The sequence below is a fragment of the Hymenobacter fastidiosus genome (genome assembly GCF_039539565.1).
Taxonomy (GTDB): Bacteria; Bacteroidota; Bacteroidia; order Cytophagales; family Hymenobacteraceae; genus Hymenobacter; species Hymenobacter fastidiosus.
Genome location: NZ_BAABDJ010000032.1, coordinates 1 through 26,508 on the forward strand (window position 1 = coordinate 1; position 26,508 = coordinate 26,508).

Annotated in this window: 25 protein-coding genes; 8 read left to right on the forward strand and 17 right to left on the reverse strand. The window is 61.5% G+C overall.

Annotated elements, in window-relative coordinates; translation table 11 throughout:
* Nucleotides 1-106: 106 nt before the first annotated feature.
* From ABD833_RS13245 to tsf, 6 genes are all read left to right on the forward strand, one after another.
* Nucleotides 107-1,195, forward strand: coding sequence for a sensor histidine kinase (locus ABD833_RS13245; protein WP_345073604.1), 1,089 nt, complete (start codon nt 107-109; stop codon nt 1,193-1,195).
* Nucleotides 1,196-1,221: 26 nt separating this feature from the next.
* Nucleotides 1,222-1,935, forward strand: coding sequence for an RluA family pseudouridine synthase (locus ABD833_RS13250; protein ID WP_345073605.1), 714 nt, complete (start codon nt 1,222-1,224; stop codon nt 1,933-1,935).
* A gap of 295 nt (nt 1,936-2,230) precedes the next feature.
* Entirely contained in the window at nt 2,231-2,683 is a 453-nt protein-coding gene (gene rplM, locus ABD833_RS13255; RefSeq protein ID WP_345073606.1) for a 50S ribosomal protein L13, read from the forward strand.
* Between the two features lie 39 nt (nt 2,684-2,722).
* Nucleotides 2,723-3,109, forward strand: a complete 387-nt coding sequence (rpsI, locus tag ABD833_RS13260; RefSeq protein WP_345073607.1) for a 30S ribosomal protein S9 — start codon at nt 2,723-2,725, stop codon at nt 3,107-3,109.
* Nucleotides 3,110-3,127: 18 nt separating this feature from the next.
* Nucleotides 3,128-3,895, forward strand: a complete 768-nt coding sequence (gene rpsB / locus ABD833_RS13265; protein ID WP_345073608.1) for a 30S ribosomal protein S2 — start codon at nt 3,128-3,130, stop codon at nt 3,893-3,895.
* 151 nt (nt 3,896-4,046) lie between these two features.
* On the forward strand, nt 4,047-4,883 hold the full coding sequence (gene tsf, locus ABD833_RS13270) for a translation elongation factor Ts (RefSeq protein ID WP_345073609.1): 837 nt from the start codon (nt 4,047-4,049) through the stop codon (nt 4,881-4,883).
* Nucleotides 4,884-5,011: 128 nt separating this feature from the next.
* On the opposite strand, the gene ABD833_RS13275 is transcribed toward tsf, so the two are convergent.
* From ABD833_RS13275 to ABD833_RS13335, 13 genes are all read right to left on the reverse strand, one after another.
* Entirely contained in the window at nt 5,012-5,146 is a 135-nt protein-coding gene (locus tag ABD833_RS13275; protein WP_345073610.1) for a hypothetical protein, read from the reverse strand.
* A gap of 9 nt (nt 5,147-5,155) precedes the next feature.
* On the reverse strand, nt 5,156-6,220 hold the full coding sequence (locus ABD833_RS13280; RefSeq protein WP_345073611.1) for a DUF3089 domain-containing protein: 1,065 nt from the start codon (nt 6,218-6,220) through the stop codon (nt 5,156-5,158).
* A gap of 55 nt (nt 6,221-6,275) precedes the next feature.
* Nucleotides 6,276-7,388: an SHOCT domain-containing protein gene (locus tag ABD833_RS13285; RefSeq protein WP_345073612.1), complete on the reverse strand. Its 1,113-nt coding sequence runs from the start codon at nt 7,386-7,388 to the stop codon at nt 6,276-6,278.
* Between the two features lie 149 nt (nt 7,389-7,537).
* Entirely contained in the window at nt 7,538-8,266 is a 729-nt protein-coding gene (locus ABD833_RS13290) for a hypothetical protein (RefSeq protein ID WP_345073613.1), read from the reverse strand.
* Nucleotides 8,267-8,323: 57 nt separating this feature from the next.
* On the reverse strand, nt 8,324-8,569 hold the full coding sequence (locus ABD833_RS13295) for a hypothetical protein (RefSeq protein WP_345073615.1): 246 nt from the start codon (nt 8,567-8,569) through the stop codon (nt 8,324-8,326).
* Nucleotides 8,570-8,857: 288 nt separating this feature from the next.
* Entirely contained in the window at nt 8,858-9,769 is a 912-nt protein-coding gene (locus tag ABD833_RS13300) for a YeiH family protein (protein ID WP_345073616.1), read from the reverse strand.
* A 246-nt stretch (nt 9,770-10,015) separates the two neighbouring features.
* On the reverse strand, nt 10,016-10,915 hold the full coding sequence (locus ABD833_RS13305) for a LysR substrate-binding domain-containing protein (RefSeq protein WP_345073617.1): 900 nt from the start codon (nt 10,913-10,915) through the stop codon (nt 10,016-10,018).
* Between the two features lie 420 nt (nt 10,916-11,335).
* Nucleotides 11,336-13,480 (reverse strand): FUSC family membrane protein, encoded by a 2,145-nt coding sequence (locus ABD833_RS13310; protein WP_345073620.1) that lies wholly within the window; start codon nt 13,478-13,480, stop codon nt 11,336-11,338.
* A 114-nt stretch (nt 13,481-13,594) separates the two neighbouring features.
* Entirely contained in the window at nt 13,595-13,951 is a 357-nt protein-coding gene (locus ABD833_RS13315) for a hypothetical protein (protein ID WP_345073621.1), read from the reverse strand.
* 447 nt (nt 13,952-14,398) lie between these two features.
* Nucleotides 14,399-15,367: a bestrophin family protein gene (locus tag ABD833_RS13320; RefSeq protein WP_345073623.1), complete on the reverse strand. Its 969-nt coding sequence runs from the start codon at nt 15,365-15,367 to the stop codon at nt 14,399-14,401.
* 161 nt (nt 15,368-15,528) lie between these two features.
* On the reverse strand, nt 15,529-17,529 hold the full coding sequence (locus tag ABD833_RS13325; RefSeq protein WP_345073624.1) for a MutS-related protein: 2,001 nt from the start codon (nt 17,527-17,529) through the stop codon (nt 15,529-15,531).
* Between the two features lie 166 nt (nt 17,530-17,695).
* Nucleotides 17,696-19,897, reverse strand: coding sequence for a TonB-dependent receptor plug domain-containing protein (locus ABD833_RS13330; protein ID WP_345073625.1), 2,202 nt, complete (start codon nt 19,895-19,897; stop codon nt 17,696-17,698).
* A 21-nt stretch (nt 19,898-19,918) separates the two neighbouring features.
* Nucleotides 19,919-20,353, reverse strand: a complete 435-nt coding sequence (locus ABD833_RS13335; RefSeq protein WP_345073627.1) for a RidA family protein — start codon at nt 20,351-20,353, stop codon at nt 19,919-19,921.
* Nucleotides 20,354-20,465: 112 nt separating this feature from the next.
* Between ABD833_RS13335 and ABD833_RS13340 the strand changes: the two genes are divergently transcribed.
* A complete protein-coding gene (locus tag ABD833_RS13340; protein WP_345073629.1) occupies nt 20,466-21,293 on the forward strand; it encodes an energy transducer TonB in 828 nt (275 codons plus the stop codon).
* 216 nt (nt 21,294-21,509) lie between these two features.
* Nucleotides 21,510-23,030 (forward strand): DNA integrity scanning protein DisA nucleotide-binding domain protein, encoded by a 1,521-nt coding sequence (locus tag ABD833_RS13345; protein ID WP_345073631.1) that lies wholly within the window; start codon nt 21,510-21,512, stop codon nt 23,028-23,030.
* Between the two features lie 202 nt (nt 23,031-23,232).
* On the opposite strand, the gene ABD833_RS13350 is transcribed toward ABD833_RS13345, so the two are convergent.
* The 4 genes from ABD833_RS13350 to ABD833_RS13365 form a co-directional block, all read right to left on the reverse strand.
* Nucleotides 23,233-23,751, reverse strand: coding sequence for a DUF4442 domain-containing protein (locus tag ABD833_RS13350; protein ID WP_345073632.1), 519 nt, complete (start codon nt 23,749-23,751; stop codon nt 23,233-23,235).
* 39 nt (nt 23,752-23,790) lie between these two features.
* Nucleotides 23,791-24,339 (reverse strand): PPC domain-containing DNA-binding protein, encoded by a 549-nt coding sequence (locus ABD833_RS13355; RefSeq protein ID WP_345073634.1) that lies wholly within the window; start codon nt 24,337-24,339, stop codon nt 23,791-23,793.
* A 136-nt stretch (nt 24,340-24,475) separates the two neighbouring features.
* The gene (locus ABD833_RS13360) at nt 24,476-25,714 is read right to left on the reverse strand and encodes a hypothetical protein (protein ID WP_345073636.1); all 1,239 of its coding nucleotides are present in this window, start codon (nt 25,712-25,714) and stop codon (nt 24,476-24,478) included.
* Complete coding sequence (locus tag ABD833_RS13365; protein ID WP_345073637.1) at nt 25,711-26,433, reverse strand: hypothetical protein; 723 nt, start codon at nt 26,431-26,433, stop codon at nt 25,711-25,713. The genes ABD833_RS13360 and ABD833_RS13365 overlap by 4 nt, the downstream gene beginning before the upstream one ends.
* Nucleotides 26,434-26,508 lie beyond the last annotated feature (75 nt).

Consider the following 26,508-nt stretch of genomic DNA (forward strand, 5'->3'; position numbering starts at 1 on the left):
AACGCATGGATTAGCTTGGCAAACATCAAACGGGTGCTCAAATTCTGCTAACTCAAACAGCTTCTTAGAAAAACCGACTTTCTAAACAGCTTCAGTATCTTAAGAAATGACTTTCTCTTCCCGCACCATTGCCGTTTTGATTGCCTTGCTGGTCGCCGGGGTGCTGACCACCCTGGCCTGGATTGCGCCCACACTGTCGTTCCAGGATGGGGCGCTGGCGGCCGGAATTACGGTAGCCGCGTGCTTTCTGCTGGTGTATCTGTCGTTTGAAGCCCTGATTTTCCGGGAAATCAATAACATCTACGCCGAGCTGGAAAACGTGAAGCGCAAGGAGTTTCGTAAGCTGTCGAACAAGTTTCTGTTCCGGCCCGAGCCCCTCAAGCGCATGCGCGACGAGATTCTGCAGATGGCCGAGCGCAAGCAGCAGGAAATTGACGAGCTCAGGCGCCTGCAGGCCCTGCGCCGCGAATTTCTGGCCGACGTTTCGCACGAGCTGAAAACCCCGATTTTCGCCGCGCAGGGTTTTCTCCACACGGTGCTGGACGGTGATATGGACGACGAGTTTCTCCGGCATAAATTCCTGACCAAAGCCGCCACCAGCCTCGATGCCCTGGACGCCCTGGTACAGGACCTGGTAACTATTTCCCAGCTCGAAAAAGGCGTGGTCCGCATGCGGCGGCAGGCATTTGATCTGGCCGCGCTGGTGCAGGAGATATTCGAGCAGCTGGAACAGAAAGCCGGGCTGCGCCGCGTGACGCTGGAGCTCTTCCCACCGTCGCTGACTACCACCGGGCTGCGCGTACTGGCCGACCGCAACCGGATCCGGCAGGTGCTCGTCAACCTGATCGATAACGCCGTGAAATATGGCAAGGAAGGCGGCCACGTGACGGTAAGCCTGATCGAAAGCAGCAAAAGCATCCGGGTAGCGGTGCGCGACGACGGCGCGGGCATCCCCAAACAGCACCAGAACCGCATCTTCGAGCGGTTTTACCGCATCGACAAAAGCCGGTCCCGCGACTCGGGCGGCTCGGGGCTGGGGCTGGCCATCAGCAAGCACATTGTGGAAGCGCATAAATCGACCATCAAGGTGCACAGCGAGCCGGGGCTGGGCACCACCCTGGACTTCAAGCTGCCCAAGCCCCGCCTGCCCCGGGCAGCAGCCGATGCCGAACCGGCCGGGGTCCCGGCTTCTTAAGTCTTCGCCGTACCTTTGGGACCTCTATGAAGCTTCCCGATTTCCAAGACCTTATTCTGTTTGAAGACGACGATTTCATCGTTATCAACAAACCTCCCTTTCTGGCCACCCTCGATGAGCGGTTTGGCAACGCGCCCAACATCCTGCGCATGGCCCGCCAGTACGCCGACGATGCCCAGGCCTGCCACCGCCTCGACAAGGAAACCTCCGGGGCGCTGGCGCTGGCCAAAAACCCCGAAGCCTACCGTCACCTCTCGATGCAGTTTGAGAACCGGGAAGTAAAAAAGCTCTACCACGCCGTGGCCTGGGGCCTGCACCGGTTTGCGGATACGCTCGTCGACCGCAGCATCGAAACCACGACCAAAGGCAAAGCCCGCCTAGCCTACAAAGGCAAAGCCGCCGAAACCCACTTCACCACCCTCGAAGCCTTTGCCCGCCACACGCTGGTGCAGTGCGTCCCCATCACGGGCCGGATGCACCAGATCCGGCTGCACCTGATGTATCTGCAGGCGCCTATCGTAGGCGACGTGGTGTACGGCGGCGAGGACTTCTACCTGTCGTCGCTGAAGAAGAAGTTCAACCTGAAGGATGGCGAAGAAGAGCAGCCCTTCATCAAGCGGTTTGCCCTGCACGCGGCCAAGCTCATTTTCACCCGCCTGAATGGGGAGGAAGTGACCGTGGAAGCGCCGTATCCGAAGGACTTTCGGGTCCTGGTCGATACGCTGCGGCAGTACAGCTAGGCAAAACTGTCCCTGATAGCCCGTCATTCCGAGCGCAGCCGAGGAATCTCGCGTGGCATCGTTGGATACCTATTCAAACGGCAGCACGCGGGATTCCTCGGCTGCGCTCGGAATGACGGTCTAATGGGTTTCACCCCCGGTTTTGGTGGTCAGTCCTAAGCTGATAAAGCACTCTTTTAGAAACAATTATTGAAATCAGGGTTGCTTTTACACCTCAAAAGGGTAACTTTGTGTCCGTTTTTCCCGAACCCTTGCTGGGTTCTCTCTCATTTTCAAACGCTTACTCAACTCCCCAATGGATCATCTGAGCTTCAAGACGATATCCGTCAACAAAGCCAACGCCAACAAGGGCTGGGTCGTGATTGATGCTGGTGACAATACTCTGGGCCGCGTGTCCAGCCAGGTTGCCAACATCCTCCGCGGCAAGCACAAGCCCTCGTTCACGCCCAACTCGGATTGCGGCGACTCGGTTATCATTATCAACGCCGACAAACTGCGCGTAACGGGTAAAAAGATGACCGAGAAAATCTACGTATCGCACTCCGGCTACCCCGGTGGCCAGAAGCGTAAATCGATGCGCGAAGTGATGGAGAAATCCTCGACCCGCGTTATCGAGCACGCCGTACGTGGTATGCTGCCCCACAACCGCCTTGGTCGGGAGCAGTTCCGCAGCCTGTTTGTGTACGAAGGTGCCGAGCACCCGCACGCCGCCCAGCAGCCGAAAGCTGTTGATTTGACGAACCTGTAAGCCTAATCGGCTTCCTTTTTTTCCTCAATTTTTTCATTAATGGACATCCTCAACACCTCTGGTAGAAGAAAAACCTCGGTGGCCCGCATTTACATGCAGGCCGGGCAAGGGAATATCACTATCAACAACCGGGAAATGAAAGCCTATTTCGGCAATGAACTCCTGGAGAACATCGTGAACCAGCCTTTCGCTACCCTCGAGAAACTCGGGCAGTACGACATCAAAGTGAACGTGCACGGTGGTGGCATCTCGGCGCAGGCCGAAGCTATCCGTCTGGCTATTTCGAAAGCTTTGGTAGAGCAGGACGCCGAAACGCGCCCCGCCCTGAAGAAGGAAGGCTTTATGACGCGTGACCCCCGCATGGTTGAACGCAAGAAGTTCGGCAAGCGCAAGGCACGTCGCTCGTTCCAGTTCTCGAAACGCTAATCCCAGAGGAAATACATCATGGCTCAGTCCACCACCTATAAAGATCTGCTCGACGCAGGGTCCCATTTTGGTCACCTTACGCGCAAGTGGGATCCGAAAATGGCGCCGTACATCTTCATGGAGAAGAACGGCATCCACATCATTGACCTGAACAAAACCCTCGTTTCGCTCGAGCAGGCTTCGCAGGCTATCCGCAACATCGCCAAGAGCGGTCGGAAAGTACTGTTCGTGGCTACCAAGAAGCAGGCGCAGGAGATTGTGACGGAAGAAGCCAAGCGGTTGAAAATGCCCTTCGTCACCGACCGGTGGCTGGGTGGTATGCTTACCAACTTCGCTACGGTTCGCAAGTCGCTGAAGAAAATGAGCACCATCGACAAGATGGTGAAGGAAAACACGGCCTACGCAGCACTTGCCAAGCGTGAGCGTTTGATGTTGAGCCGCGAGCGGGAGAAGCTGGAGCGCGTACTGGGCGGCATTGCCGACCTGAGCCGTCTGCCCGCTGCCCTGTTCGTTGTTGACGTGAAGCGTGAGCACATTGCCGTGAAAGAAGCTCAGAAACTGGGCATTCCGGTATTCGCTATGTGCGACACCAACTCCAACCCCGAGCTGGTTGATTTCCCAATCCCGGCCAACGACGACGCCTCGAAGTCGATTCAGCTGATTGTTGGTGTCATCAGCAAGGCTATCGAAGACGGCTTGTCCGAGCGCAAAGTTGACAAGGATGAAGCCGACAAGAAGCAGTCGGAAGAAGAAGGCATCAAGGAAAAACAAGCTGCTGACGAATAGTCTTTAAGGAGCTAGAAGCTAGGAGTCAGGAGCCAGGAGTTGTGATGACGGCAAAATGCCCATTCGATTCCGGTTCCTGGCTCCTAACTTCTTTCTACCCTCCTCTCAATTGATTCTACCTCCTAGCTTCTAGCTACTAACTTCTCAGAAAATGGCCGCAATTACTGCCGCAGACGTGAACAAGCTCCGCACCATGACTGGCGCGGGCATGATGGATTGCAAAAAAGCACTGACCGAAGCCGAAGGCGACTTCGAAGTGGCCCGGGACCTGTTGCGTAAGCAGGGTCAGAAAATCGCCGACAAGCGCGCTGAAAACGAAACGTCGGAAGGCTTTGTAGCCGTGAACGTGAGCGAGGACGGCACCAACGGCAAGCTGATTGCCCTGGCCTGCGAAACCGAGTCGGTGGCCAAAGTGGCTAACTTCCGCGAGCTGGTGCAGCGTATTCTGGATGCCGCCGTGCGGACCAATGCTACCACCAAAGAAGATCTGCTGGCTGCCAAAGAAGACGACGGCCTGACCGTGCAGGAGCACATCACCGACCTGATGGGCAAAATCGGCGAGAAGCTGGACGTAACCTACGCCACGCTGACGGCGGAGAAAGTTGCTTCCTACATCCACTCCGACAACAAGAAGGGCGTACTCGTGGGCCTGAAGAACGTGGGTGGCGCTGATACGGCCGTTGTTGGCCGCGACGTAGCTATGCAGATCGTAGCCATGAAGCCCGTTGCCGTTGACAAAGACGGTGTGGATTCGGCCGTTGCTGAGCGCGAAATCGAAATCGGCAAAGAGCAGGCGCGGGCCGAAGGCAAGCCCGAGGCGATGCTGGAGAAGATTGCCCAGGGCAAGCTCAACAAGTTCTACAAGGAGAATACCCTGCTGAACCAGGAGTTTGTGAAGGACAACTCGATGACCATCGCCCAGCTGCTCGACAAGACGTCGAAAGGCATGACGGTAACCGACTTCAAGCGCGTGGCTATCGGTGCCTAAGCTTTAAGTTCAGAGAATTGAAAAGCCCCGCTGGCGTTCTGCCGGCGGGGCTTTTTTGCGTCTCAGGGCAATTGCCAAAGACCCTGTTTGCTACTTCTTCTGAATCCTCTTGGTCTCTCCACTCCGTTCTAGTTATGCTTGTGGGTAGGCACCGGCATATTCTTGCGCCTGTCTAAACCCTGCACCAGGTTCTTGGCCAGCGCAGCCAGCAATAGCAGAAACAACAAGCCGATAAGAATACGAGGCCAGGGAAGATTCTTCATAGATGCAGGTTACGGGCGTTTGCCCTGTTTGCTGACGTAAGCCCGCACCCGTGCTTCCGCATTCTGCCGCAGGTTCAGGTAGAATAACCCGTAGTCGACGATGTGGAACGAATGGCGGAGCTGGGGCTGGCCGGGCAGCAGGAAGCGTGGGTAGCCCAGCGGCTTGGGCGGGTGAATCCAGACCAGACCATTGTGCACTTTAGCGTCTACCACGGCAGTATCCACGCGGTTGAAATTGAAAGGCACGCCCCCCCGGTTCAGGGAACTGGGGGCGGCGACAGTGTCCAGCTTCCACGTCAGCGGGTTGGTGGCCACGCCGCCGGCGAAGGGCGGGTAATCCTGGCCCCATTCCACCGAGTTCCAGACTACGAAGCAGCCGGTCTGGGTGGAATCGGCGCAGGGACGCAGGGCCTGGTACTCGGCGGTTTTCACTTTGAAGCCGATCAGGTAGGCCACCACGAGCTGCCGACGCAGCTTGGGGTTTTTGTCGACAAACTCGTGGAGCAGACGCGTGGCGTGGTGGGTGCCCTGGCTGTGGCTGGCGATGATAATGGGCCGGCCCTGGTTGTAATGCTTGAGGTAATACTGAAAAGCGGCTTTCACGTCGCCATAGGCTAGTTCCAGCGCTTTGTTACCGTTGTCGCTCTGCTCATCGAAGAAGGAATACAGCGTGGCCTGCCGGTAGCGCGGGGCGAAGATGCGCCCCGCCGAGTTGAACACGCTGGCCTGCTTGCGAATGACGCTGGCATCGGTAAACCGATTCAGATCCTCATCCGCCACATCCGCGTTCCAGGCTTCGCGCTTGAAAAAGGTGGTAGGATGCACGTAGAACACGTCGGCCCGGGCGGTTTGCTGCTGGTCGCGCAATGGCGTATTGCGCGGCACCACATCGGCTGAGTCGCGGCGGCCGGGCAGCGCGGCCCAGCTGGCGGGCAGGGAGTAGTCCGGCGCCGATGGGGGCTGGTAAGCGGCGAACTGTTTGCCGGGCTTGATGATTTTGGTGCAGGACGCCACCCCAAGGACCAGCAGCAACAGAACCGGCCACGAGCGGCGGGCAACAACAGATAGGACCATGGGCAAGGACGACTTCAGCACGGCTCAGCCTACGCGGACGACTGAATGACTGCGGTTAATCGGTGAAGGTATTTTCCAGCAGGCGCTCCTGGCGCAGGTATTTGATTTTGTAGTTGCGGTCGAAGCGGATGCGCACCTGAGCCCGGATTTGCTGGCGCTTCTGCAACGACTGGCGCAGGGCACTGCTTTTCTCCAGGAAGGTCACCACCCGGGAGCCGTCGTTGACCGGTTCGCTGATCTGCAGGCTGCCGGACTCAATCTGGGTCTGCGCTTCCAGAAACTCCGGAAAATGCGTTCGGGCCAGCTCATCGCCGATAGCGGCCGGCGTGGTATTCTGCAGCGTGTAGAACCGCTCCACGGCCGGGGCGAAATATTGCGCGGCGCTGAAAGGTACGGCCTTAAGATCGTCGTAGTAAGCCGTGAGCACTCCTTCAATCCTTGCCCGGACGGCACTGTCATCGGCCGGGGGAGTGGCGGGAGCGGTTTCGACGGGGGCCGGAGCCGGGTTCCGGACCGAATCGGCAGGTGCCGGGGTCGTCATGGGCGGCATCGCCGGGGCCACGCGCACGGTTTCGGGGGCCGCTGCCGGCGGCAGGTCAATCTGCTCGGCCTGGGGGCCGGTTTCGGGCGCCACCTGCAGGCTGTCGGCGTCGGTCTGGCTCAGGCTGCTCAGGTGCTCCGATTCCTGGTTGCCCAGCATCAGGTAAGCCACCAGCGCCAGCAGGGCGATGATGCCGCCCACGATGAGCACCGTTGATAGCGGGCTGCGGGCCGGGGCCACGTACGGCATTTCCACCTCCGGCCCGGCCGGGTCAGGCACTTCGGTGTCGTACGTATCCTCGGCACTGGGCGAAGCGCCGGGCCGGCCCGATTCGAAGGGACGGCTAAACGATTCGGCGGGCGCCGCCGGCGCATTAGGCGGGGCTACGGGCGGCGCGAAACCCGGCGTGGACTGACGCACGATGGGCGGCAGATACGGGTCTTCGACAGGGCCGCTGGTCGCCGTAGGCTCGGGGGTTGCTGCTGGAGGAACGACGGGGGCCGCCGCCGGTTCGGAGAAGAGCAGCTTCCGCTTCAGCGTGTCGAACTCGGCGGGCGTGATGGTACCCGCATCCAGCCATTCCTTGAGCTGGCGCAGGGTATCGAGTGGGGAAGGGTCTTTTTCCATGGATAGAAGGCACGCGAAAATCCTTGAGCAGAAAAACTACCGGAGGCTGCCGGCAATTGGCGCAAGCGAATAAGCTACACCGGGTCAGATAGCCCGGCGATGGATACGCGCTTTCCTCGTTTCGCCGGGTGGGGCCCGGCGGCACGCGCCTACTTACGCTCCAGGGCCGTCATCCGGTCACGCTTGCGCTGGAGCTGCAACTTGCGCAGGTCCATCTGCTGGGCATTGGTAATAAGCTTCACGGAATCTTCGCGGGCTTTGAGCACGTTGCTGATGTTCTGCTGCTTGAGGGCTTCGATGCGGGCCAGATTGCTGGTCGTGTTCGTTTGCATGCTGATGCGGTCCTTTTCCAGCTTTTCCTTTTCCTTTTCCGCTTCCTTCAGCTGCTTTTCGGCATCCGCAATCTGCTCCCGGTAGGCCTTGAGCCGGGCGGCGGTGGCGAAGCTCTGGGTGATGCTGCGCAGCGCGGCAAACTCCGTGGTATTTCTCCCCGGGCTCAGGAAAGTATCGGCCCCGAAAGCGGCCCACACCGTCAGCTCCGACGTGGTATCGGAAGGCGCGGTGACGGTGGAGTACAGGTCGATGAGCTTACCAGAAACGCTGGAAGCCGGGGTTTGCTTGGCCACCAGCAGGTCGCTTTTACCCAGGCCCAGCACGCCGCCCCCTTTCAGGCGGATGTTGTAGGTGTCCTTCAGCCACGACTGCCAGAAGTCGCGGGTCCAGGCAGCGGTACCTTCCACCTGCACTTTCACCGCATCACGCTCCTTGCGCTCGAAGTTGGTACTGGTGGTGCGCACGTCGTAGAGCTGGGCCTGCGCGGTGGGCACTACCCCGGCCAGGGCGCTGAAAAGAACCAGAAGAGAAACGAGAGACTTCATGAAGGCAGAATAAGAAACAGCAGAGGCAAGAACAAATAAGGCCGCAAGATGCGGGAATTAAAGATCGTGACGGTCGAATGCCGCCTGCAGATCCTGACGCATCTGGGCAAAGCGCTGCACGGCGGCCGCCACGAACTCCGCATCAAGCAGGGTGCGCACGTCGGCTTCGCTGGTCACATCCATTTCGCTCACCTTGTAGGTTTGCTCCAGCGGCCCTTTTTCGAGCTTGATCAGGTATTTACCGTTCCAGGAAAACAGGGTGATTTTGGCATCCGGGTGCGGAATGTCGGCGAGTTGGCGCATAGCGGCGGGCGTTGACGGATTTAACTGGGCGAAGATAGGCAGGCCACCGCAACCACAATCCTGCCAGGTTCGGCGGAGCCCCCGGATTTCGGCTTCGTACAAACCTCAGCCCCGCCGTGTTCTACCACCCCGACAATTTCACCCTCGCCCCAGGCAGGAGATAAACTGACCTACCGCGACCAGCAGCAGCAGCAGCGGCAGGGGCTTCGTGCGGTGAATCAAACCGGAGGAAGTATGCGAGGAAAGTCCTTCGCCAACTCAGGATGACCGACGAAAGAGGAAGGCCGGTTACCCCACCGTCTGCAGGATTACCCAGAGCGAAACCGTGGAAATAACGACCCACAGCAGCATGCCCTGCACGAACGGCCGTACGCCTACCGAGCGCAGCACCTGGGCCGACAGCCCGGCCCCGATCAGAAATAAGGTTACCGTCAGTCCGAGCTTGGCCAGGTACACCGCTACCGGCGCGATAGGGTGCAGGGCGGCCACGTAGGTGTTGAGCAGCATGGCGGCAACGAAGCCCAGAATGAAGTAGGGCAGCGTCACTTTCGTACCGGGCGTTTTGAAGAGGAAAGCCGTGCCCAGGCTCACCGGGATAATCCAGAGGGCGCGGGCCAGCTTCACGGTGGTGGCAATCTGCAGGGCCTGGTCGCCGTAGTGGCTGGCGGCCCCCACGACCGAGCTGGTATCGTGGATGGCAATGGCGCACCAGAGGCCAAACTGGTGCTGGGTCATCTGCAGCCAGTGGCCCAGGGCCGGAAACAGGAACAAAGCCACCGAATTGAGGACGAACACCGTGCCCAGCGCCACCGACATCTGCGCCTCTTCGGCCTTCAGGACCGGTCCCACGGCCGCAATGGCGCTGCCGCCGCAGATGGCGGTGCCGCAGGAAATCAGGTGAGCCGTTTTGCGGTCGATGTTCAGCCAGCGGCCGACCAGGAAACCCAGAATCAGCGTTCCGAAAATCGACGCCACCGTGAACCCGATTCCTTCGCGGCCGGCCTGCATAGCCTGCCGGGCATTCATGCCGAAGCCCAGCCCCACCACGGAGTATTGCAGCAGCTGGCTGGTGTATTTGCGGCTCTGCGCCACCCACGGATTACCAAATACCAGGGCCACGACCAGGCCCAGGGCCAACGCCAGCGGCGGGGAGCCCCAGGGCGTAAGGCAGAACGCCAGCGCCAGGCCGAAAACCAGCATCGGCGGCGTTACGGAATATCCCCAAACCGAAAAAGAACGCCGCCGAAACGCGGCAAAGCCGCTTCGGGCAGCGCCAAGGGCGGGAGTATTCGAATGGGTGACGGGGGCAGCTTTCATAAGCGGAGCAACAGCAATAACTCCCCCAAAAGTACGGTTGCCCCTGCCCTATCGATAATCAAAAATACTTATGATCTATTACCTGAGGTAATGATAACGGATTCTGAGCAGATGCAACGACCAGGAGCTTTACTCCCCGAAGCTGCGGTGGGCGTGCGCCAGAAAGCGCTGGGCCTGCGCCGACAAGGGCTGGCCCTGCACCCAGACGGCCTCGAAACGGCGCGGCAGATGCAGCTCCGGTATCGGCAGCACCTCCAGCTCCCCGGCCGCCACCTCTTTCGCCAGAGCCCGCTTCGACACAAAGCCAATACAGTCGGGGGCGGCTTCGAGGTAGGCTTTGATGGCCTCCGTGTTGTCCAGGTAAAACGCCACCCGCAGCTCGGAAATCTTGATCTGGTGGGCCCGCAGAGCGAATTCCAGCACTTCCAGCGTACCGGAGCCCCGCTCCCGCAGCACCAGTGGCTGCCGCAGTACTTCGGCCAACGTCAGCGACCCGGCCGATGGACCAGCGGGAGTGGCTTTGCGCACGGCCAGCAGCTCATCGTGCAGCAGCAGCTCGTAGTGCAGGTCGCGGTTTTTCACCTGCCCTTCCACGAAACCCAGGTCGATGTGGCCGTGGAGCAGGGCTTCGGCAATCTGCTCGGAGTTGGCATTGAGCAGCGTCAGCTCGACGTGGGGGTAGCGCTGCTGGAAGGCGGGCAGAATAGCGGGAATCACGTACTGCGCCAGCGTGGTACTGGCCCCGAGGCGCAGGCGGCCCGCGGTTTCGTCGTGCAGGGTGTGCAGCTGGTCGGTAAGCTGCTGGTGCAGGGTTTCAACGGCATCGGCGTGGGTGAGCAGCAGGCGGCCGGCGGTGGTAAGGCTCACGCGGTTGCCCCGCCGCTCGAACAACCGCTGCCCGTACAGGCGCTCCAGCTCCCGGATATGCTTAGTGACGGCAGGCTGGGTGACGAAGAGCTCCTGAGCGGCCTTGGTGAAGCTCAGGTGCCGGGCCACCGACTGAAATACGCGCAAACGAAAATCGGGCATACGTGCAAGGTAAGCTGGTTTTTGGTGGGTGGTTTTTGGTTTTTGGGAGTTTGCTCAAACCTGGTTCCCACGCCACCTTCCAACCTCTACCCGGACAGCTACTGAACCAGCCAAAAACCAATAGACTTGTTCCCGAATAAGCAACAATGAAAAAAGAACGTCATGCTTCATCTGGCGTCCGCGCAGCCGAAGCATCTCTACCGCATTAGTAATCAATGCTACAGCAACAAAGCGGTAGAGATGCTTCGACTGCGCGGACGCCAGATGAAGCATGACCGCTGAATTTGCGCTTTTCTGTATTTAGGAACAAGTCTAATGGCTAAAAACGAAGCTGTTTAGAAAGTCAGGAAGTCTGTCATCCTGAGCGCAGCGCAGGACCTTATCCCGGCTGAACGGTACCCCAGAGCATTGGCGGGCAAACTAGGCCACCACGGCTTCCGTTACCTTGCCGATGTCGCTGCTTACTTTCTGAATAAACTCCAGCTGGTCCAGCAGCAGCCGGTCGTCGGCGGTCAGGTGGCCGGTTTTGAGCACGACGGGCTCCGGCGGCGCCTTTTCTGCGGGCGGCCCGGGCTGCGGGTTCTCCAGTTTTTTCTGACTGCGGTGCAGCGCCGCCAGGGCCTGCTTCACGGCCCGCAGGCCCTCCGCCGGGTAGGCGGGCCGGGTCTGGGCCAGAATGACGGAGGTGATGGTGGCAATGTTGGAAGAGAGAATGTGGTTCAGCACCACGAACTGATGGACCTGCTCGCTGTTGCGCTGCTTGCTTTTGGGCTCCGAGAGCATCCGCTGAAAGGCCGCCGCCAGGTTGGCCGAGCTCACGTACACCGTCTTGCGCGTGAGCCGGTAGTCCGTTTCCTGAATGGGAGTACCGGCTAAACTATCGGCCAGCTTTTGCAGGTAGCCCGCATTAGACCGTAGCACAGCCCGCATAAAGTCGTGCAGCTGGTCCCGTTCCCAGCGCGGAAACAGCAGGTAGCCCGCGCCAAAGGCAATCAGGCAGCCAATAACGGTATCGAGCACCCGTTCCTCAACCACATCCAGATACCCCAGCCCCATAAAGCTGAACAAGATCAGAATGAAGGGGGTGAGAGTGATGACGGTGACGATGTAGTTGATCCGCTGGAAGCTGTAGGCCACCACCATCAGGATGACCATCACCCCAAACTGGGCGGTTTGGTTGCGCACCAGCAGCAGGATGCCAACCCCCACGAAGCCCCCGATGACCGTACCCAGAATGCGCTGGTAGTTGCGCTGCTTGGTCAGGCTGAAGGCGGGCTTGAGCATGTAGGTGGTCGTCATCAGAATCCAGTAGCCGTGGGGACCCTGCAGGAAAAACTTCGACACGATGTAGCCCACCAGACAGGCCAGCATCATCCGCACCGAATGGCGGAACACCGCTGAGCTGAAGGTCAGATTATCCCGCAAAACCTTCAGCTCAAAGTCCTGGTGCGAGACGAACTGGTTGTACTCCGTCGCCCCGCCGCGGGCGGGGGCTACGGCCTGGTCGTCGAAGTAGTTGAGGATGTCGCGCACCCGCTGGGTCAGGTTACGCAGGTTCACCAGGATTTTGCGGAGCACAATATGGCTGGCCTCCGGGTGGCGGGCACTTACCGCATCGGTGCGCTGCCTGAGGCGTTCCAGCTGCCCCGGCAGGTCGGCGTGACTCCGGTAGGGCCGGTTAGCCTGAATAGCCAGGCCGATGTTGTCCAGCTCCAGGGCCAGCTGGCGGATCAGCTCGGCTACTTCATCCAGCACGCCCGTCGGACCATACCGTTCGCGCAGCGCGGCGTAGTCGTAGTACGTGGCCGTGATATGCTCGTACAAATCGACCATGTCGACGAAGGTGAGTAGCATACGCCGGCCCGTACTGGTCGATTCACTCACGATCTGACGCGTTTTGAACAGCACCTCCCGCACGGCGTCCTGCTTTTCACTCACCACTACCTGCTGGGTCACCAGGCGGCGATAATCGTCTGCGAGGCTGGTGCGGGAGGTGTAGAAATCCGCTTTAATTTCCAGGAACTGCGCAATGGTATGCACGCACTGGCCCAGAGCCTGCTGGGCCGGCCGGTAGGGCCGCACCCGGTAGAACAGCAGCGCCACGACCATATACCACACCCCACCCGCCAGCACCTGACTGCTGTAGGGCAGCACCTGAGCCGACGTCAGGGGCTGGTCCATCATCAGAATCATAATGAGCAGCGAGGCCGTGCCGAGCAGGGAAGCGCGGTTGCCGTATACCAGCAGCATAGTGTAGCCAAAGCTGAGCACTACCACTTCCAGCCCCATCAGCAGCACGCTGCCGCGCACGAAACCAGTGAGCAGCGCCACCAGAAACAGCGACAGGTTGGCGTAGAGCATGCCGTTGCGCCTGTGCTCCACCGGCCCCGGCGTGTCAACCACACTTACGCACAACGCCCCCAAGGACAGGGTGATGCCGGTTTCCAGGTTGCCGAGCCAGGCCAACAGCAGGGACGGCAGCAGGATGGAAAGCGTGATGCGCAACCCATCGGAGAAATCCTGGCTGGAAAAGAAATACTGAATCTGTCGTTGGCGGTCGTTCATTGCAGCGGGCAGCGGGCCTAAAGCAGCACTTGCCCGGGCAACATACGGATTGTCGACCTGAAGGGCAGCAGAATAAACCGCGGCTTCCCGGCGCTACGCCAGCTTGCGGGCGGCCTACCCCCGGTTGACGCGCTGCTGGCAGTACTGCTCCGCATCGAGCAGCGTGGGCATAATCAGGGAGTTCAGGTCCGGATCCTGCGTCAGCAACTCCCGGCGTACGGTATCACTCAGGTGGCACAAAAGCAGGCTGATGCCATTTTTGATCAGCTTCCGGCCGTAACGCACCAGGAGCTTGGCCGCATGGGCCGGTAGCTGGTGCACGTTGCTGCAATCGACCCAGATGCTGACCTTGCCACTGCGGGCGGCCCGGCCCAGGGCCAGATTCAGGGTCCTGTCTGAATCCGTAGTAGCCTGCTCATCAACCAAAATCAGCAGGTAACTCTCGGGTAAAATCTCGCGATAGACTTCCATTAGGTGAAGAACAGATGGCAGATGCGGGGAATTGCCGGCCGGCTTGTTAGCATACCGCCTGGCTGAAAGCCGAGGGACCCCAAAACCAGAGCAGGACCATCAGCCCGTTAGTAACAGCGGTTGCGACGCAACGCTAACGCTCACTAAGTCAAGGCTTATCCCGCCCGGCGGCCGGTATCAAGGCTGCCTTCCAGACCCGGATTTCAACTCCTTAGTTTCCCCCTCCAGAGTGTTCTTCGAATATTATAATTGACCGATATCCTGGGCATCCTCACCAGGATCTGGTAAGCCCAACCGCAGCAAGCTGCTTTTTCCGGCTTTACCCCCTTTTTACGTTGGCAGAGCTCCGCTACGCTTCCGCCTGACCCGGAATACCGCCAAAGTTAATTTCCTTCTTAAAAGCCAACCATTTGCAAACCCTCGCCGGCCGGGAGTCCGGGCTTCCCCTTAGTACAGGATATCATCAACTGGTCCCAGCTCACGAGGCAGATGGGTTTCGCCCAGCATTTCGCGCAGATCTATTTCAATGGTGCGGCACAGCGCCGTCATCGGCACGTCGTTCATCTGGTTCTCGAAGGGGTTTTCGCTGGTGTGGCCCACTACTTCGATGGTTTTGAACACCCAGGAAACCAGCACCGAAAAGGGCACCGTAAGCCAGATGTGGTCCGGGCCCATTTGCGAAAACTCCCCGATCAGGCCCAGCGGTAGCAGGACCACGAACAGCCACACGAAGACGTAGCTGAAAAACGCGTACTGCCGCGGGAAGGGGGTATTTTTGATGCGCTCGCACCCGCCCTGCAAGTCATAGAGCCGCTCCAGGGTCCGCATCATCAACACGTGCTGAAAGTCGTTGAGCAGGCCGCGCTCCTCGCGCAGGCGGCGCAGCTCGGCCCCCTGCGCGCGCACCAGGTGGGTGGGAGGATTTTGCTTACGCCGCATGGCCTCCGATTCGGCCGGGTCGAGAAAGGGAGCTACCTCGGCATCCCACAGCTCGGGCTGACGGCGCAGGTTCAGGCGCAGGGCGTTGCACCAGGCAATGTGCCGGTACAGCAGCCGGCGGTGGCGCTCCGACAGCTCGGCCGCCGTGGCCGCGGGTGCCTCTACCCCGGGCGCATCGACAACGGAAGTGATAAACTCCAACGACTGCACGGCCCAGCTGCGGCTGCTGTTCACAATACCCCCCCAGATCTGGCGGGCATCGAGAAACCGGTCGTAGGAGCCATTATTCTTAAAGCCGATGTAGAACGATACCGCGATGCCCAGCGTAGCCACCGGCTGCCACGGAATAGCCACCGAATGCAGCTCCAGCGGCCCATACACCACGCACACCGTAGCCGACCAGATGGCAAATGCCAGCAGGTTGCGCCAGGAGTTGTCGAAGACCAGGCGCCAGCGAAGATTGTTGCGAACGTACATGCAAAGGGTTTCATGCGGGAATCAGCCCGGGTGATGCTGGTAAAATAACGGCTGCGAAGCGGATAGGTTGGCTACGTATGGACCAGCGGCTCAGGAAACCAGCGCCCCGCCCTATGCCATTCCGGCCCGGCGCCACCCGGCCACCGCAAACACCCCGTTTGCTACCCCCGCACCTCTTCCTCCTCATCGCGCAGGTCGATGCCCATAAGCTGCATGAGCTTGCTGGCATTGAAGCTGCCACACACGCCGGGCGTGAGGTGATAGTCGAAGTGGATCTGGTTGCCGTCGATGGTACTGTTGAAGCTGTAGTTGGTCACCGCGCCCGGCAGCTCATCAGCCATGGCGGCCAGCTCCAGGTCGTGGGTGCTGATCAGGCCGCTGGCGGGGCGCTGGTGGAGCTGGCGGATGAGGGCCCGGGCCCCGCGGTGCCGGTCGCGGGAGTTGGTGCCCTTCAGGATTTCGTCGAGCAGGTAGAAAACGGGGAAGGGGGCTGGCGTTTGGTTTTTGGTGTTTGGGTTTTGGTTTTTGGTTTTTGGTTTCTGGCCCTCCGCACCCAGCTGTTCGCCAGGTATTGCCGATTGCTCATTGTTAATTGTTAATTGATAATTGTTAATTGATACTCGATCGTCCGTCATTTCGAGCAGCAGGCGCAGGCGCTTCAGCTCGGCGTAGAAGGATGAGGTGCTTTCGGCCAGATTGTCCTGGGTGCGCATGGCCGAGTAGACCTGCGCCGGACTCAGGCGCAGCCGCCGGGCGCACACCACGCCGCCGGCCAGCGCCAGCACCATGTTCAGCCCTACCGTGCGCAGAAACGTACTTTTGCCCGACATGTTGGAGCCCGTCACCACGGCCGTGCGGCCGAAGCCACTGGTCTGGAAGTCGTTGGTGGTGCGCGTGGTGCTGAAGATGAGCGGGTGGCCCAGGGCCTCGGCGTCTACCTCCAGCGGCGCGGGGCTGAGGGTTGGAATGGCGTACGCGGGGTTGGCAAACTGAAAGCCCGCCAGACTCACCAGGGCTTCCAGCTCGGCCTGCACTTCCAGCACCGTGGTCAGCTCGGGCCCCAGGCCGCGCTTCCAGTTTTCCAGCTGCCACATGGCGTGCAGGTCCCACAGCAGCAAACTATTCGTGAGCAGCAACGCCAGCGGATGCTCCCGCACCGCAAACAGGCCCGCCACGGTAGCCAGCCGTCCCAGCCGCACGGTGGCCAGCGTGCCGTGACTGGCCGTGCGCAACCGCTCCCGCAGCTCGCGCAAACGAGGGGCCTGCCATTCGTGCCCGGCCTCCTCTTCGAACAACGCCAGCTGGGCCTGGGTGGCGCGCAGCGCGTCGCGCATGGTCAGGGTGTGCTCCGCGTATTCGGCCCGCACCGCCCCAAAGCGGCTGTTAAACACCGTGATAACCAGGATTACACCGGCCACGGCCTTGTAGCCCAAGCCCAGCACGCCGGCAACAATGGCCGCCAGCAGCAGCAGTGGAAATAGAATCAGGAGCGGTTTCAGCCAGGGCTTCCCCGCGAAATAATCGGGGTGGGCCAGCCAGGCGCTGAAGGCGCGCGGGTCGGCCTGCTGCTGGGGAAAATGGCGGGCCCGGACCTGCCACTCCTGCCGCCAGGTATTCTCCGGGGCCAGCTCGGCGGCAGCCTGCTGCCGGGCCAGCACGTCGCCCGCCGCTGCCGGAGCCAGGAGCCAGCCGGCCAGCCAGTCGTGGCCGAGGCGGGTGGTGGCGCGGTTCAGCAGCTGAAACAGGGAGTGGGCGCCGAACACGTCGAGGTCGGCGGCGTAGGCGTGGTGGGCGTTGAGGTAGCGCAGGCCGGGGTCGAAGCCGGTGAGCTTGCCGGCGAGGCGGTCCAGCTCATCCTGGTTGAGGCGGGCCAGCAGGCGGTGGTGTTCGCGCTGGTAGTGCATGCGGCCGTGCCAGCGCACCAGCACCCAGAAGGCCAGCCAGATTGCCAGCAGAAACCCGATACCCGGCCCTACATACGCCCGCGAGAAAAGCCCCCACGCGCCCCCGGCCCCCAGCGCAAACAGCAGCACCCGCAGCCAGCCCCCGAGCTGGTGCCGACCGGCAAAGTACATTTCCCGCTCGGTATGAGTCGTCTGGTTTTCAGTAAACACGTCGGCGGGAGCAACGGTAAGCGAACGGGTAGCGGCAGAAAGGGGCATAAGAGGGGCAGAGTGATGAGGCGAAGGTACGGCGCTTAGCCGGCTCAGCTTATGCTTCTGCTTTGGTGGTTAGCCGGGAAGCCGGGTAGCTGTCGGGGTGCCCCAGCCTTCGGCCCGCTGCCGGTCCGAGCCGTCGCAGCACCAAAACTTCTCTGCTCCTTCTACCCTACCGCTCCAGCCGCACCGCCACGAACAGATTGCGGCCCGGGGCGCTGATGCCGGAGGCGAAAACGCGGTAGTTGGTGTCCAGAATGTTCTCCAGCCCGGCCTGCACGGCCCAGCCGCGGCTGAGCTGGTAGCTGGTGCGCAGGTTGAGCGTCGACCAGCCCAGGGTGCCGCCGGGAGTGGCCTGGAGCAGGTTGTCCTCGCCGCTGGGGCTGTACTCGCTGGCCCGCTTGCGGCCGTTGAAGAGCACGGAGCCTTCGGCCAGCAGCTTACGGTGCTGGTAGGTGAGAGCGGCCCGGCCGTACAGGGGGGAGATGTGGTCGAGGGGTACGTCGGCTGTCAGGTCGCGGCCCCTGGTGTAGGTCAGCGTGCCGTCGAGGCGCAGGTGGGCGGGCAACGCCAGCTGGGTTCGGGCCGACACGCCCTGAATCCGGGCCCGCCCGGTATTCACGGTGGCGACGGTGGCGTATTCGGTGCCGTTGAATACCACGGTGCCTTTTCCATCGGGCGTAGCGAAGGGCCGCACGACCAGCGCGTCGCGCAGGTTGGTATAAAAGCCCAGCACCGATATCAGCAGCCGGTCCTCCACGGTTTCCGACAGCTCCAGCTCGTAGTTCACCACCCGCTCCGGCTGCAGCCCCGGATTGGGAATGATCAGCGTGCCGTTGATCTGCTCGAAAGTTTTACTGATGTCGTCCACGTTGGGGTTCCGGAAGCCCGTGGCCACCAGCCCGCTCAGCCGCAACCCCGCCGGCAGCATGGCCACCAGCCCCAGGTTGCCATCCAGCGACGGCGAACTTTGTCGTACGGCGGTGTAAGCAGTTTCAAAAAACCGCGGGTCAAAGGCTGCTTCGGTCCGGACGCGGCTGTAGCGCAGGCCATCGGACAGAATCAGGCGGTCGGTTATTTCCCAGCGGTGGGCCAGGTAGGCGCCGGCCGTGGCGTAGGTCGAGCCGGTAGGATAGCGGGTGGCAATGGGCTGTACGGCGCCCGTCGTCACGCTCACGCCTTCGCCAATACTGCGCACCCGGTTATGGGTCAGCTCGGCGCCGTAGCGCAGCTCGTGCCGGCCCACGTCTTTGAACAGATCCAGGTTGGTACTCAGCACGCGTACTTTCTCGGTGTTCTCATTGCGGCGGTCCTTGCCGAAGTCGCGCACCAGACGGCTTTCTTCCACGGCCTGCACGGCGGGCGTCAGCCGCAAACGGTCGTAGAAGCCCCCGGTTTGCGTCAGCTCCAGCTGGTAGCTGGCCAGCAGGCGCCGTTGGGGGCCATAGCTCCACTCGGCGTAGCGCAGCGCCCCGTTGCGGTAGGTCTGGAGCCGGTCGAAGCGGGGCACCACCGAGGTGGTGGAAAGCTGGAGGTTGAGCAGGTGGCGCTGGCCGGCCCGGGGCTGAAACAGCACTTTCTGCACCACGTCGAGCTGGCGGTAGCCGGTGAATTTCTGGCGGTTGGGCTCGTCGTGGCTCACCACCACATCCTGGCCGTGCTGCCGCTCCACATACTGCCGCACTTCCCCAAACCCCGGAAATTCAGCCAGGCCCTTACGGCCTTTGCGCAGGTCGTCGAAGTCGGTAGCGGTGAGGCTGGTGAAGGACGCCCAGCGCTGCCCGCCCAGGGAGAAATCGGTGTGGGCCGTTTTTTCGCGGGCGGCGGTGGCGTAGCGCAGCAGGTTGGTGGTGTGCACGCGCGGGCCGGTGCCGGCGGTGTCGGCCAGTCGGGGGCTTTTGGTCAGCAGGCTGATAACGCCGCCCAGGGCGTCGGAGCCGTATATCACGGCTCCGGCCCCGTTCAGAATTTCGACCCGCTCCAAGGAGTTGGCATCCACGCTGAGAATGTTCTGCAAATGGCCGCCCCGGTAAATGGCGTTGTTGAGCCGCACGCCGTCCACGACCAGCAGCACCTTGTTGGCCTCGAAGCCGCGCAGCACCGGCGAGCCGCCGCCCAGCTGCGACTTCTGCACGAACACCCAGCCCGTATTCAGCAGCGCATCGGCCATAGTGCCGGGGTTCTGCAGCCGGATCTGCCGGGCCGTGAGCACGTCAATCTGCTGGGGAATATCGGCCTTGCGCTCCAGCACCCGGTTCGCCGACACCACCACTTCGTTCAGCCCGATAACCCGGCTCGAATCGGGGGAGTACTGCTGAGCCAGTGCCGGGAGGCTGGCAGCCAAAACCAATAGAGCGGATAGCGGGTGTTTCATGGGGGCGGCGCAGAAGTAATTTTATTGCGCCAGCACTGCCACGCACTTCAGCTCAATAGCAATGGGCGTGGGCAGGCAGTTCACCTCCACCGTGGTGCGGCAGGGCTGGCTGGTGGCGAAATACCCGGCGTACAGCCGATTGTAGACGTGAAAGTCGTCCTGCATATTGGTCAGAAACACGGTCACGTCCACCAGATCTTCCCAGCGGGCCCCGGCTTCTTCCAGAATGTAGCGCACGTTCCGGAATACGGCGTGACACTGGCTCTCGAAGTCGTAGCTCAGGATGTTGCCGTCTTCGTCCAGCTCGACGCCCGGCACGGCTTTCTGACCGCGCTGGCGGGGGCCCACGCCGGAGAGGAACAACAGGTTGCCGGCCCGGCGGGCGTGCGGATAAAGCCCGACCGGCTCGGGGGCGCGGCTGGAGTTGTGGGTGGTAGAAGTTTCGTCAGGTGCCATGGGGTTAAAACTACCGAATTCCGGCGCAATCCGTAAGGAGGAAATTTCGTTTTGTGGCTGGTGTGGTTGTTGTCGTTCGCGCTGCCCTCCGCTTACTCCTAATCCTGCTCCTATGCTCCCGTCCGTCCGTCAGCTGATGTTGCTCCTGGCACTCAGCGCTGTCTCGCTCCCCGCCGTTCAGGCGCAGAAAAAGACCAAGGCCAAACTCAAGGCGCCGAAAGTGCAGGCCGACGCAATCTACGATGCCGTGCAGAAACCCGCCGTGCCCATTGGGGGCGTACAAGGCTACGCCGACTACCTGGAAAAAAACCAGCAGTATCCGACCAAAGCCCTGCAAAGCGGCCACGAAGGCACCGTCAACGTGACTTTCGTGGTGGAGAAGACCGGGGTTATTTCCAACGTGGCCGTGCTCCAGGCAACGGAGCCGGAGCTGGATGCGGAAGCCCTTCGCCTGATCAGGGGCGGGCCGAAGTGGACGCCGGCCGAGCACCGCGGCGGTAAGGTCCGGCAGCGCGTCACCATCCCGATTTCCTACCACCTGCCCCTGGGGGCCGGCGGCCCGGCCCCGGCCGTGGTGGATGGACAACCCGTGAAGCCTGCGGTCGGTACCACCGGAGCCCCGGCACCCACGCTCGTCACGGCCGAGCAGCCCGCCCGGCCCGTGGGCGGTACCGAGGTCTTTTTCGAGTGGATTCAAAAAAACCAGAAGTACCCCAACCTGGCCCGGCAGCGCAAAGTGGAAGGCCGCGTGCCGGTGGAGTTCGTAATCCAGAAAGACGGCTCCCTGACCGACGTGAAGCTGGCGGGCAAGCGCCTGGGTTCGGGCCTCGATGAGGAAGCGCTACGGCTGATTAAGTCGGCGCCGAAATGGCTGCCGGCGCAGTTTCAGGGGCAGCCGGTGAAGCAAAAGATGGTCTTGCCGGTTATCTTTCAGCTGTAGAGTTCGGCTGAGGTATTCTCTCTGATCACCGCGTTCTTTGAGCGGGCTGAACGTACGGGCGGGGTAGCTAAGGGCTCCCTGCCGCAGTCTGTTTATCCTCCGGGGCTTCTCCCTCAAAGTACTGGCCGCAGCCTGCCGTCTTGCCTAAAGTTCTTCCTTTCTATTTCCGTTATGCTTACCTCCTTGCCTTTGCTTTCTGCCCCGCCCGTTGCCCCAATGCCCCCGTTGCCCGCCCCGGTTGGTGAGCTGACCATCTGGCCCTACCAGGCCCGCTTCCGGCAAGCGGCCCAGGCCATTGCGGAGGGCATTTTTGAGGTACTGGATGAGGAGCTGGACTCCAACGTCCTGCTGGTAGGCATTCCACTCCCTCAGCCTGGCGCCGAAGCAACCGCGGCCTGCCTGGAACCCGCCGACTGTGGCCTTGACTTCCGTCACTTCCGCGACGTGCTGGCCCGGGGGCAGCATTTCCAGCGCACGGAACCCTGGCCCCTGCCCGACCGGGACCATATGACGACTGAAATGGCCGCTCGCCGCCACCAGGCCCTGGGCCTGCGCCGGGCCATGCAGGAAGCCCTCGACACACTCGATACGCCCACGGGTCGGCACCAGTCCTTCGCCGGCTGGCCCATCCGGATCGGCGGCTACTATGTGATGACGGTGTTGCAGCTGAACCGGAAGGCCTTGCGCCTGCACCCGTCGCTGCGCCCCAACCGCTTTTACACCGACGGCCGCCCGTTGGCCGCTTCGCTGATTACGGCGGCCATTTTCCGCTTCCACGAGGAGTGCGTGAAATCCTTGACGGAACCCGAACCCGGCTCCGGCCTGTTGGTACGTCCCCGCGAAACCGAAGAGCTGGTGCGGGCCGCCGGTAAGCTGCTCATGGATACGCCGGCCCAGGCCCTGGGTATGAGTCCGGCTACGGCCAAGCTGTTTACCACCTGCAACACCATTTCCTCCCTGCGCTACGAGGGGGCCGAGGGCGTGGGCAAGCTGCTGCTGGCCAGGCGCCGGCATCCCAACCTGGAAGAGGTCTTTGCCCTTACCTGCCCTACGCCCCTCACCGATTACCGGGCCGTGCGCAAGCTGCTCGAGATGACCACGGCCGACGTGAGCCTGCTCGCCGACGGCGAAAACGTGTACGCCCTGGGTCGTCAGATTGGCCCTTACGACGCCACCCGGGAAGATCTGTTTCTGGTCAATTTCGTAACCCACTACGCCTGGGAGTTTCAGCACGACGGCAAGGTGCTGATGCGCAGTCATTATGGCCTGCCCAGTTTGCCCCGCACCCGCCTGAACCGCTCCAAATTCCGCAAGGACCTCAAGCGGATCTTCACCCTCACCGACCCCGTGAAGGTGGAGCGCCTCTGGGACGTGGTGCTGGAAGCCAGCCGCCAGAAGCACGGCACGCTGGTAGTGGTAACGACGGAAGCCCTGGCCGAAGCCGACCGCCTCAAGCTCCAATGCACCCTTATCGAGCCCGTGCCGCTCACCCCGCTCATCACCCGCCTCATCACCGCCATCGACGGCGCGGTGCTGGTCGATCCGGAATCGTACTGCTATTCCATCGGCGTCATCCTCGACGGCAAGGCCTCGGGCAACGGCACCAGCACCCGCGGGGCCCGCTACAACTCGGCTATCCGCTACGTGGAAAGCAGCCCCTACCCCTGCATGGCCATCGTGGTCAGTGAAGATGGGCTGGTCGACGTGATTACCAAGGATAGCAACCGGGAGGAGTAGTCCGGCTGGTATCCCGCTCTGCCATTGCGCGGCGTCAGCCATTCCGCGCCTGAAGCGGCATCAATCCGTGCTGAACAATAAGCTAAGCTTGGTTAACCGGCAAGCCCCGACGGATGCTAACGTTGGGGCTTTCTGATTTACCAGCGTTGGGCACATTTGAGAGGACGGGTTGCTTCGCTCTGCTCGCAACGACAGTCGGGGTTTACTGCTTCGCCCGGTACGACCACGTGATGCGGAATACGGCCACCGTGTCGCCGGCTTCATCCACGCCGGTGCTGGTGCATACCACGGTGCGGCCTTCGCCGGTGGCGCGGCTGTCGGCAATGGCCTGGGCAATGCGCAGCCCGTCGGTGCTGGTGAAGGAAATCAGGCCCACGGCTTTCTTGGTAAACTCCGCTTCCATGCCCACGACCAGCATCGACACGCGGCCACCCTGGGTGTTCATCATGGAAAGTACGCCGCTGGCCATTTCGGCCGCCATGCTGAGGCAGGCGAAGTAGATACTGCGGAACGGATTTTTGGTCAGGTACTTAAAGGGGACCGTGACGGTAGCCCGCTCCGGCGTGATTTCACGCAGGCGCAGTCCGGCCAGATACGCCATCGGCAGGCTGCGCAGCATGAACAGCCGCAGCTTCACGGGGTTGGCAATGGTACGCCGGAACGCGGCCGCCTGGGGCGTATCGGTAGGGGCAGTAAAGGCGGAGGTAGCGGTTGGGGTCATGAGCCAAAAGGTAGCGCCAGGTGGCAGCGATGATTCAAGTTAGCGCTTTTTGGAGGAAGCCGGGGGTGTTTTCCCAGCTGGTTTCGTGACGGCGGGGTACACGACCAGCTCCTTGTACGTCGACACCGGATCAGTTTCGCGCCGAAAGTCCAGCTCCTCCAGCACCCCGATAACCAGCTCAGTCGTGGTGTAAACGATGTTGCCATCCAGCAGATGCCCGCCGATAGTGCGGCCCGTGGAGTCGGCCACGGCCAGGTGCAGATGGCTGCCATTGGTAGAAAGCGTGCCGACCAGGGACACGATTTCAAAATGCCCCTTATATACCGTGGGGCCGGGCTGGTTGGCCAGCCGCAGCGTGGTCGTGGTCAGGCTGCCCACGCAGGTGACCATGGCCCCGGCCCGGATGCGGTGCTGCTCGGTGAAAGCCAGCAGCTGCCGGCGCAGGTCGTCGCCGGGGCGCAGCCGCAGGGCGTAGGTGCGCATAGGCGAAGCAAGGGCAGCTGGGGACGACATAGGAACAGACGTTTTCTGCTGGGCCAGGGCCACCGTGGCCCCCAGACAAAGCACTAACAAACACAGACGACGCATAAAGACGGGGTATCGAGCTTCAAAGGTAAGCGCCGAAGTCGAGGGTGGCCCTGATGCCCCGAAGTTTCTCCCGCCCCCGCCCCAGGAAAACAAAAAAACCGACTTTCGCCGGCCTTTTCCGCTTTCGTCTGGCGGTCTACCGGTTAAACCGGACGTCGCCGTAGCGGACTTTCACGTTCACGTTGCCCGCATTGCGCACGGGCACTACGCCAAAACGGCCCTGCGTATCACTCGACGACGAGGTGCTTTCCTCGGCATCCACCCGCACCAGCCGCTTGTCGACCAGCAGCTTGCCATGCTGGGTGTTCACGTCGAAATTGAAGCCCGCCCCGTCCGGGAAGTTCAGCAGAATGGTGCTGTAGCCCCCATCCACGTTGATGGCCCGGAAATTAGGCCCCGTAGTGCGCACTTCGAACGACGGACAATACTGCACCGCCATATCCAGCCGCTCGTCCAGCCTGTCGATGCTGAATTTGGAATAGCCCGAGGTGCCGCGCAGGCTACGCACGGTCCCCAAAGCGACGTCGCCGTATTTGCTGTGGACCGTCAGGTCCTGCACCGTTCCCATGTCGACGTCAGAGTAGTTGTTGCGCAGCATCACCGTCTGGCCCTCATCAAGGCGCAGCCGGGAGTAGGAAGCCTCGATGCTGGCGTTGCGGACGAAGCTGATTGCCGCCTGCCCATTGCCCACCCGGACCAGATTCCGGGCCCCTTCCAGCCGCCCCGCGCGCAGGGAGCCGTACTCTACGGCCAGCTCCGTGTTGCCGGTCAGGTCGTTGCTGATGCTGATTTCGCCGAAGGAGTTATACACCCGCAGGGGCGTATTCCGGGGCAGCCAGATGGTGTAGTTGACCTCGTAGAGCTTGGTTCGGCTCGAGCAGGCTTTGGGCATGGCTCCGAAGTACGACCGGAAGGCAATACCCCCGGTTTCAACGTCCTGCTCCCGGCTTTGCACCTGCATCATATCCAGCAGCAGCTGGGCTTTTTCCTCCGTGTCGGCGCGGCTGACCATTTCCACGTCGGTGCGAATCTCATGGCGGCTCCAGGTGTTGATCTGCACGCGGCCGTAGCGGGTTTCTACTGAGTAGGACCGACCGGCCACGGCAGGGTAAGTGCGGCTCAGCTTACGCGTTTTTTCGATACCCAGACCGGGCTGCCCTTCTACCGGTGACCCGGAAATAGCGGGCCGGGGCTCCTGATCATTCGGTCCCGCCGCCGGTAACGGATCAGCCTCGAACCGGGGCCCGGCGCAGGCAAACCCGGCGAGCAGAACCGGGGTGATGGCGGAACGGTCCTTCGCCCTGACGCCAGTGGCTAACAGCAGCAAAGCCAGTAGGGCAAATCCTCGTTGGCGCCCGAATTCAGTCATTTTCATGGCTTGGGAGGAGTTTCGGAATACTCCTGCACCTGAGCCCGGGTGCGCAGCTGCTGATTCAGAATATCAAGCCGGATCTGCAGGTTGCGGTTCATGGCATCGAGCACCACACTGGGCTCCGGATTGCGGGTCAGCTCCGTTTTCAGCTGCTGGTAGGTAGAGTCCAGCGTCGTCAGTTCCCGCTTCCAGTCGCCGGAGCCCGCTTTCAGCTGAGCATCCAACTCGTTGAGCTCCGTTTGCCGCTCCCGGATCTGAATGGCGTAGTAGTTTTCCATGCGGAGCACGGCTGCCGCCACACGCTGAGCGGGCGCCTCAGTGGCCGCCGTAGCGACTGGCTCAGCCCCCAAACCGAAGGGATTTTCCGTAGCCTGCTCATCTGTCGAAGGCAACAGCGCCGTGATGGTAGCCGCCCCTGTCCGCGTCCAGGCGGCCTGGCCGGAATTTTTGGTCCAGATGCCGATTCCGGCTAACAGCAGCAAGATCAGAGTAGCGGCAATACCGTAGGCGTAGGGCTTGCGGGCAGGTGATGCGTCGGAAGCAAACCACCGGGGCCGGAGTGGAAGGATGCGCAAAGGGGCCCCGGCCGGCGCAGCTTCCGGGGCCGGCGCGTCCAGATCCTGCTCAATGGCATCCCACAACTCCGGGCGGGGCTCGAACGCGTCGAAATCGGCGCGGTGACGCCCGACAAAGTCCTCAAGTCCGGTTTTATTCTCTTTCATACTAGTGGTTGTACGCACATTTCTTTCCCGGCTCAGGGTTCCCGGCCAGCTTTGATCCCGTCCGGGCAACGGGCC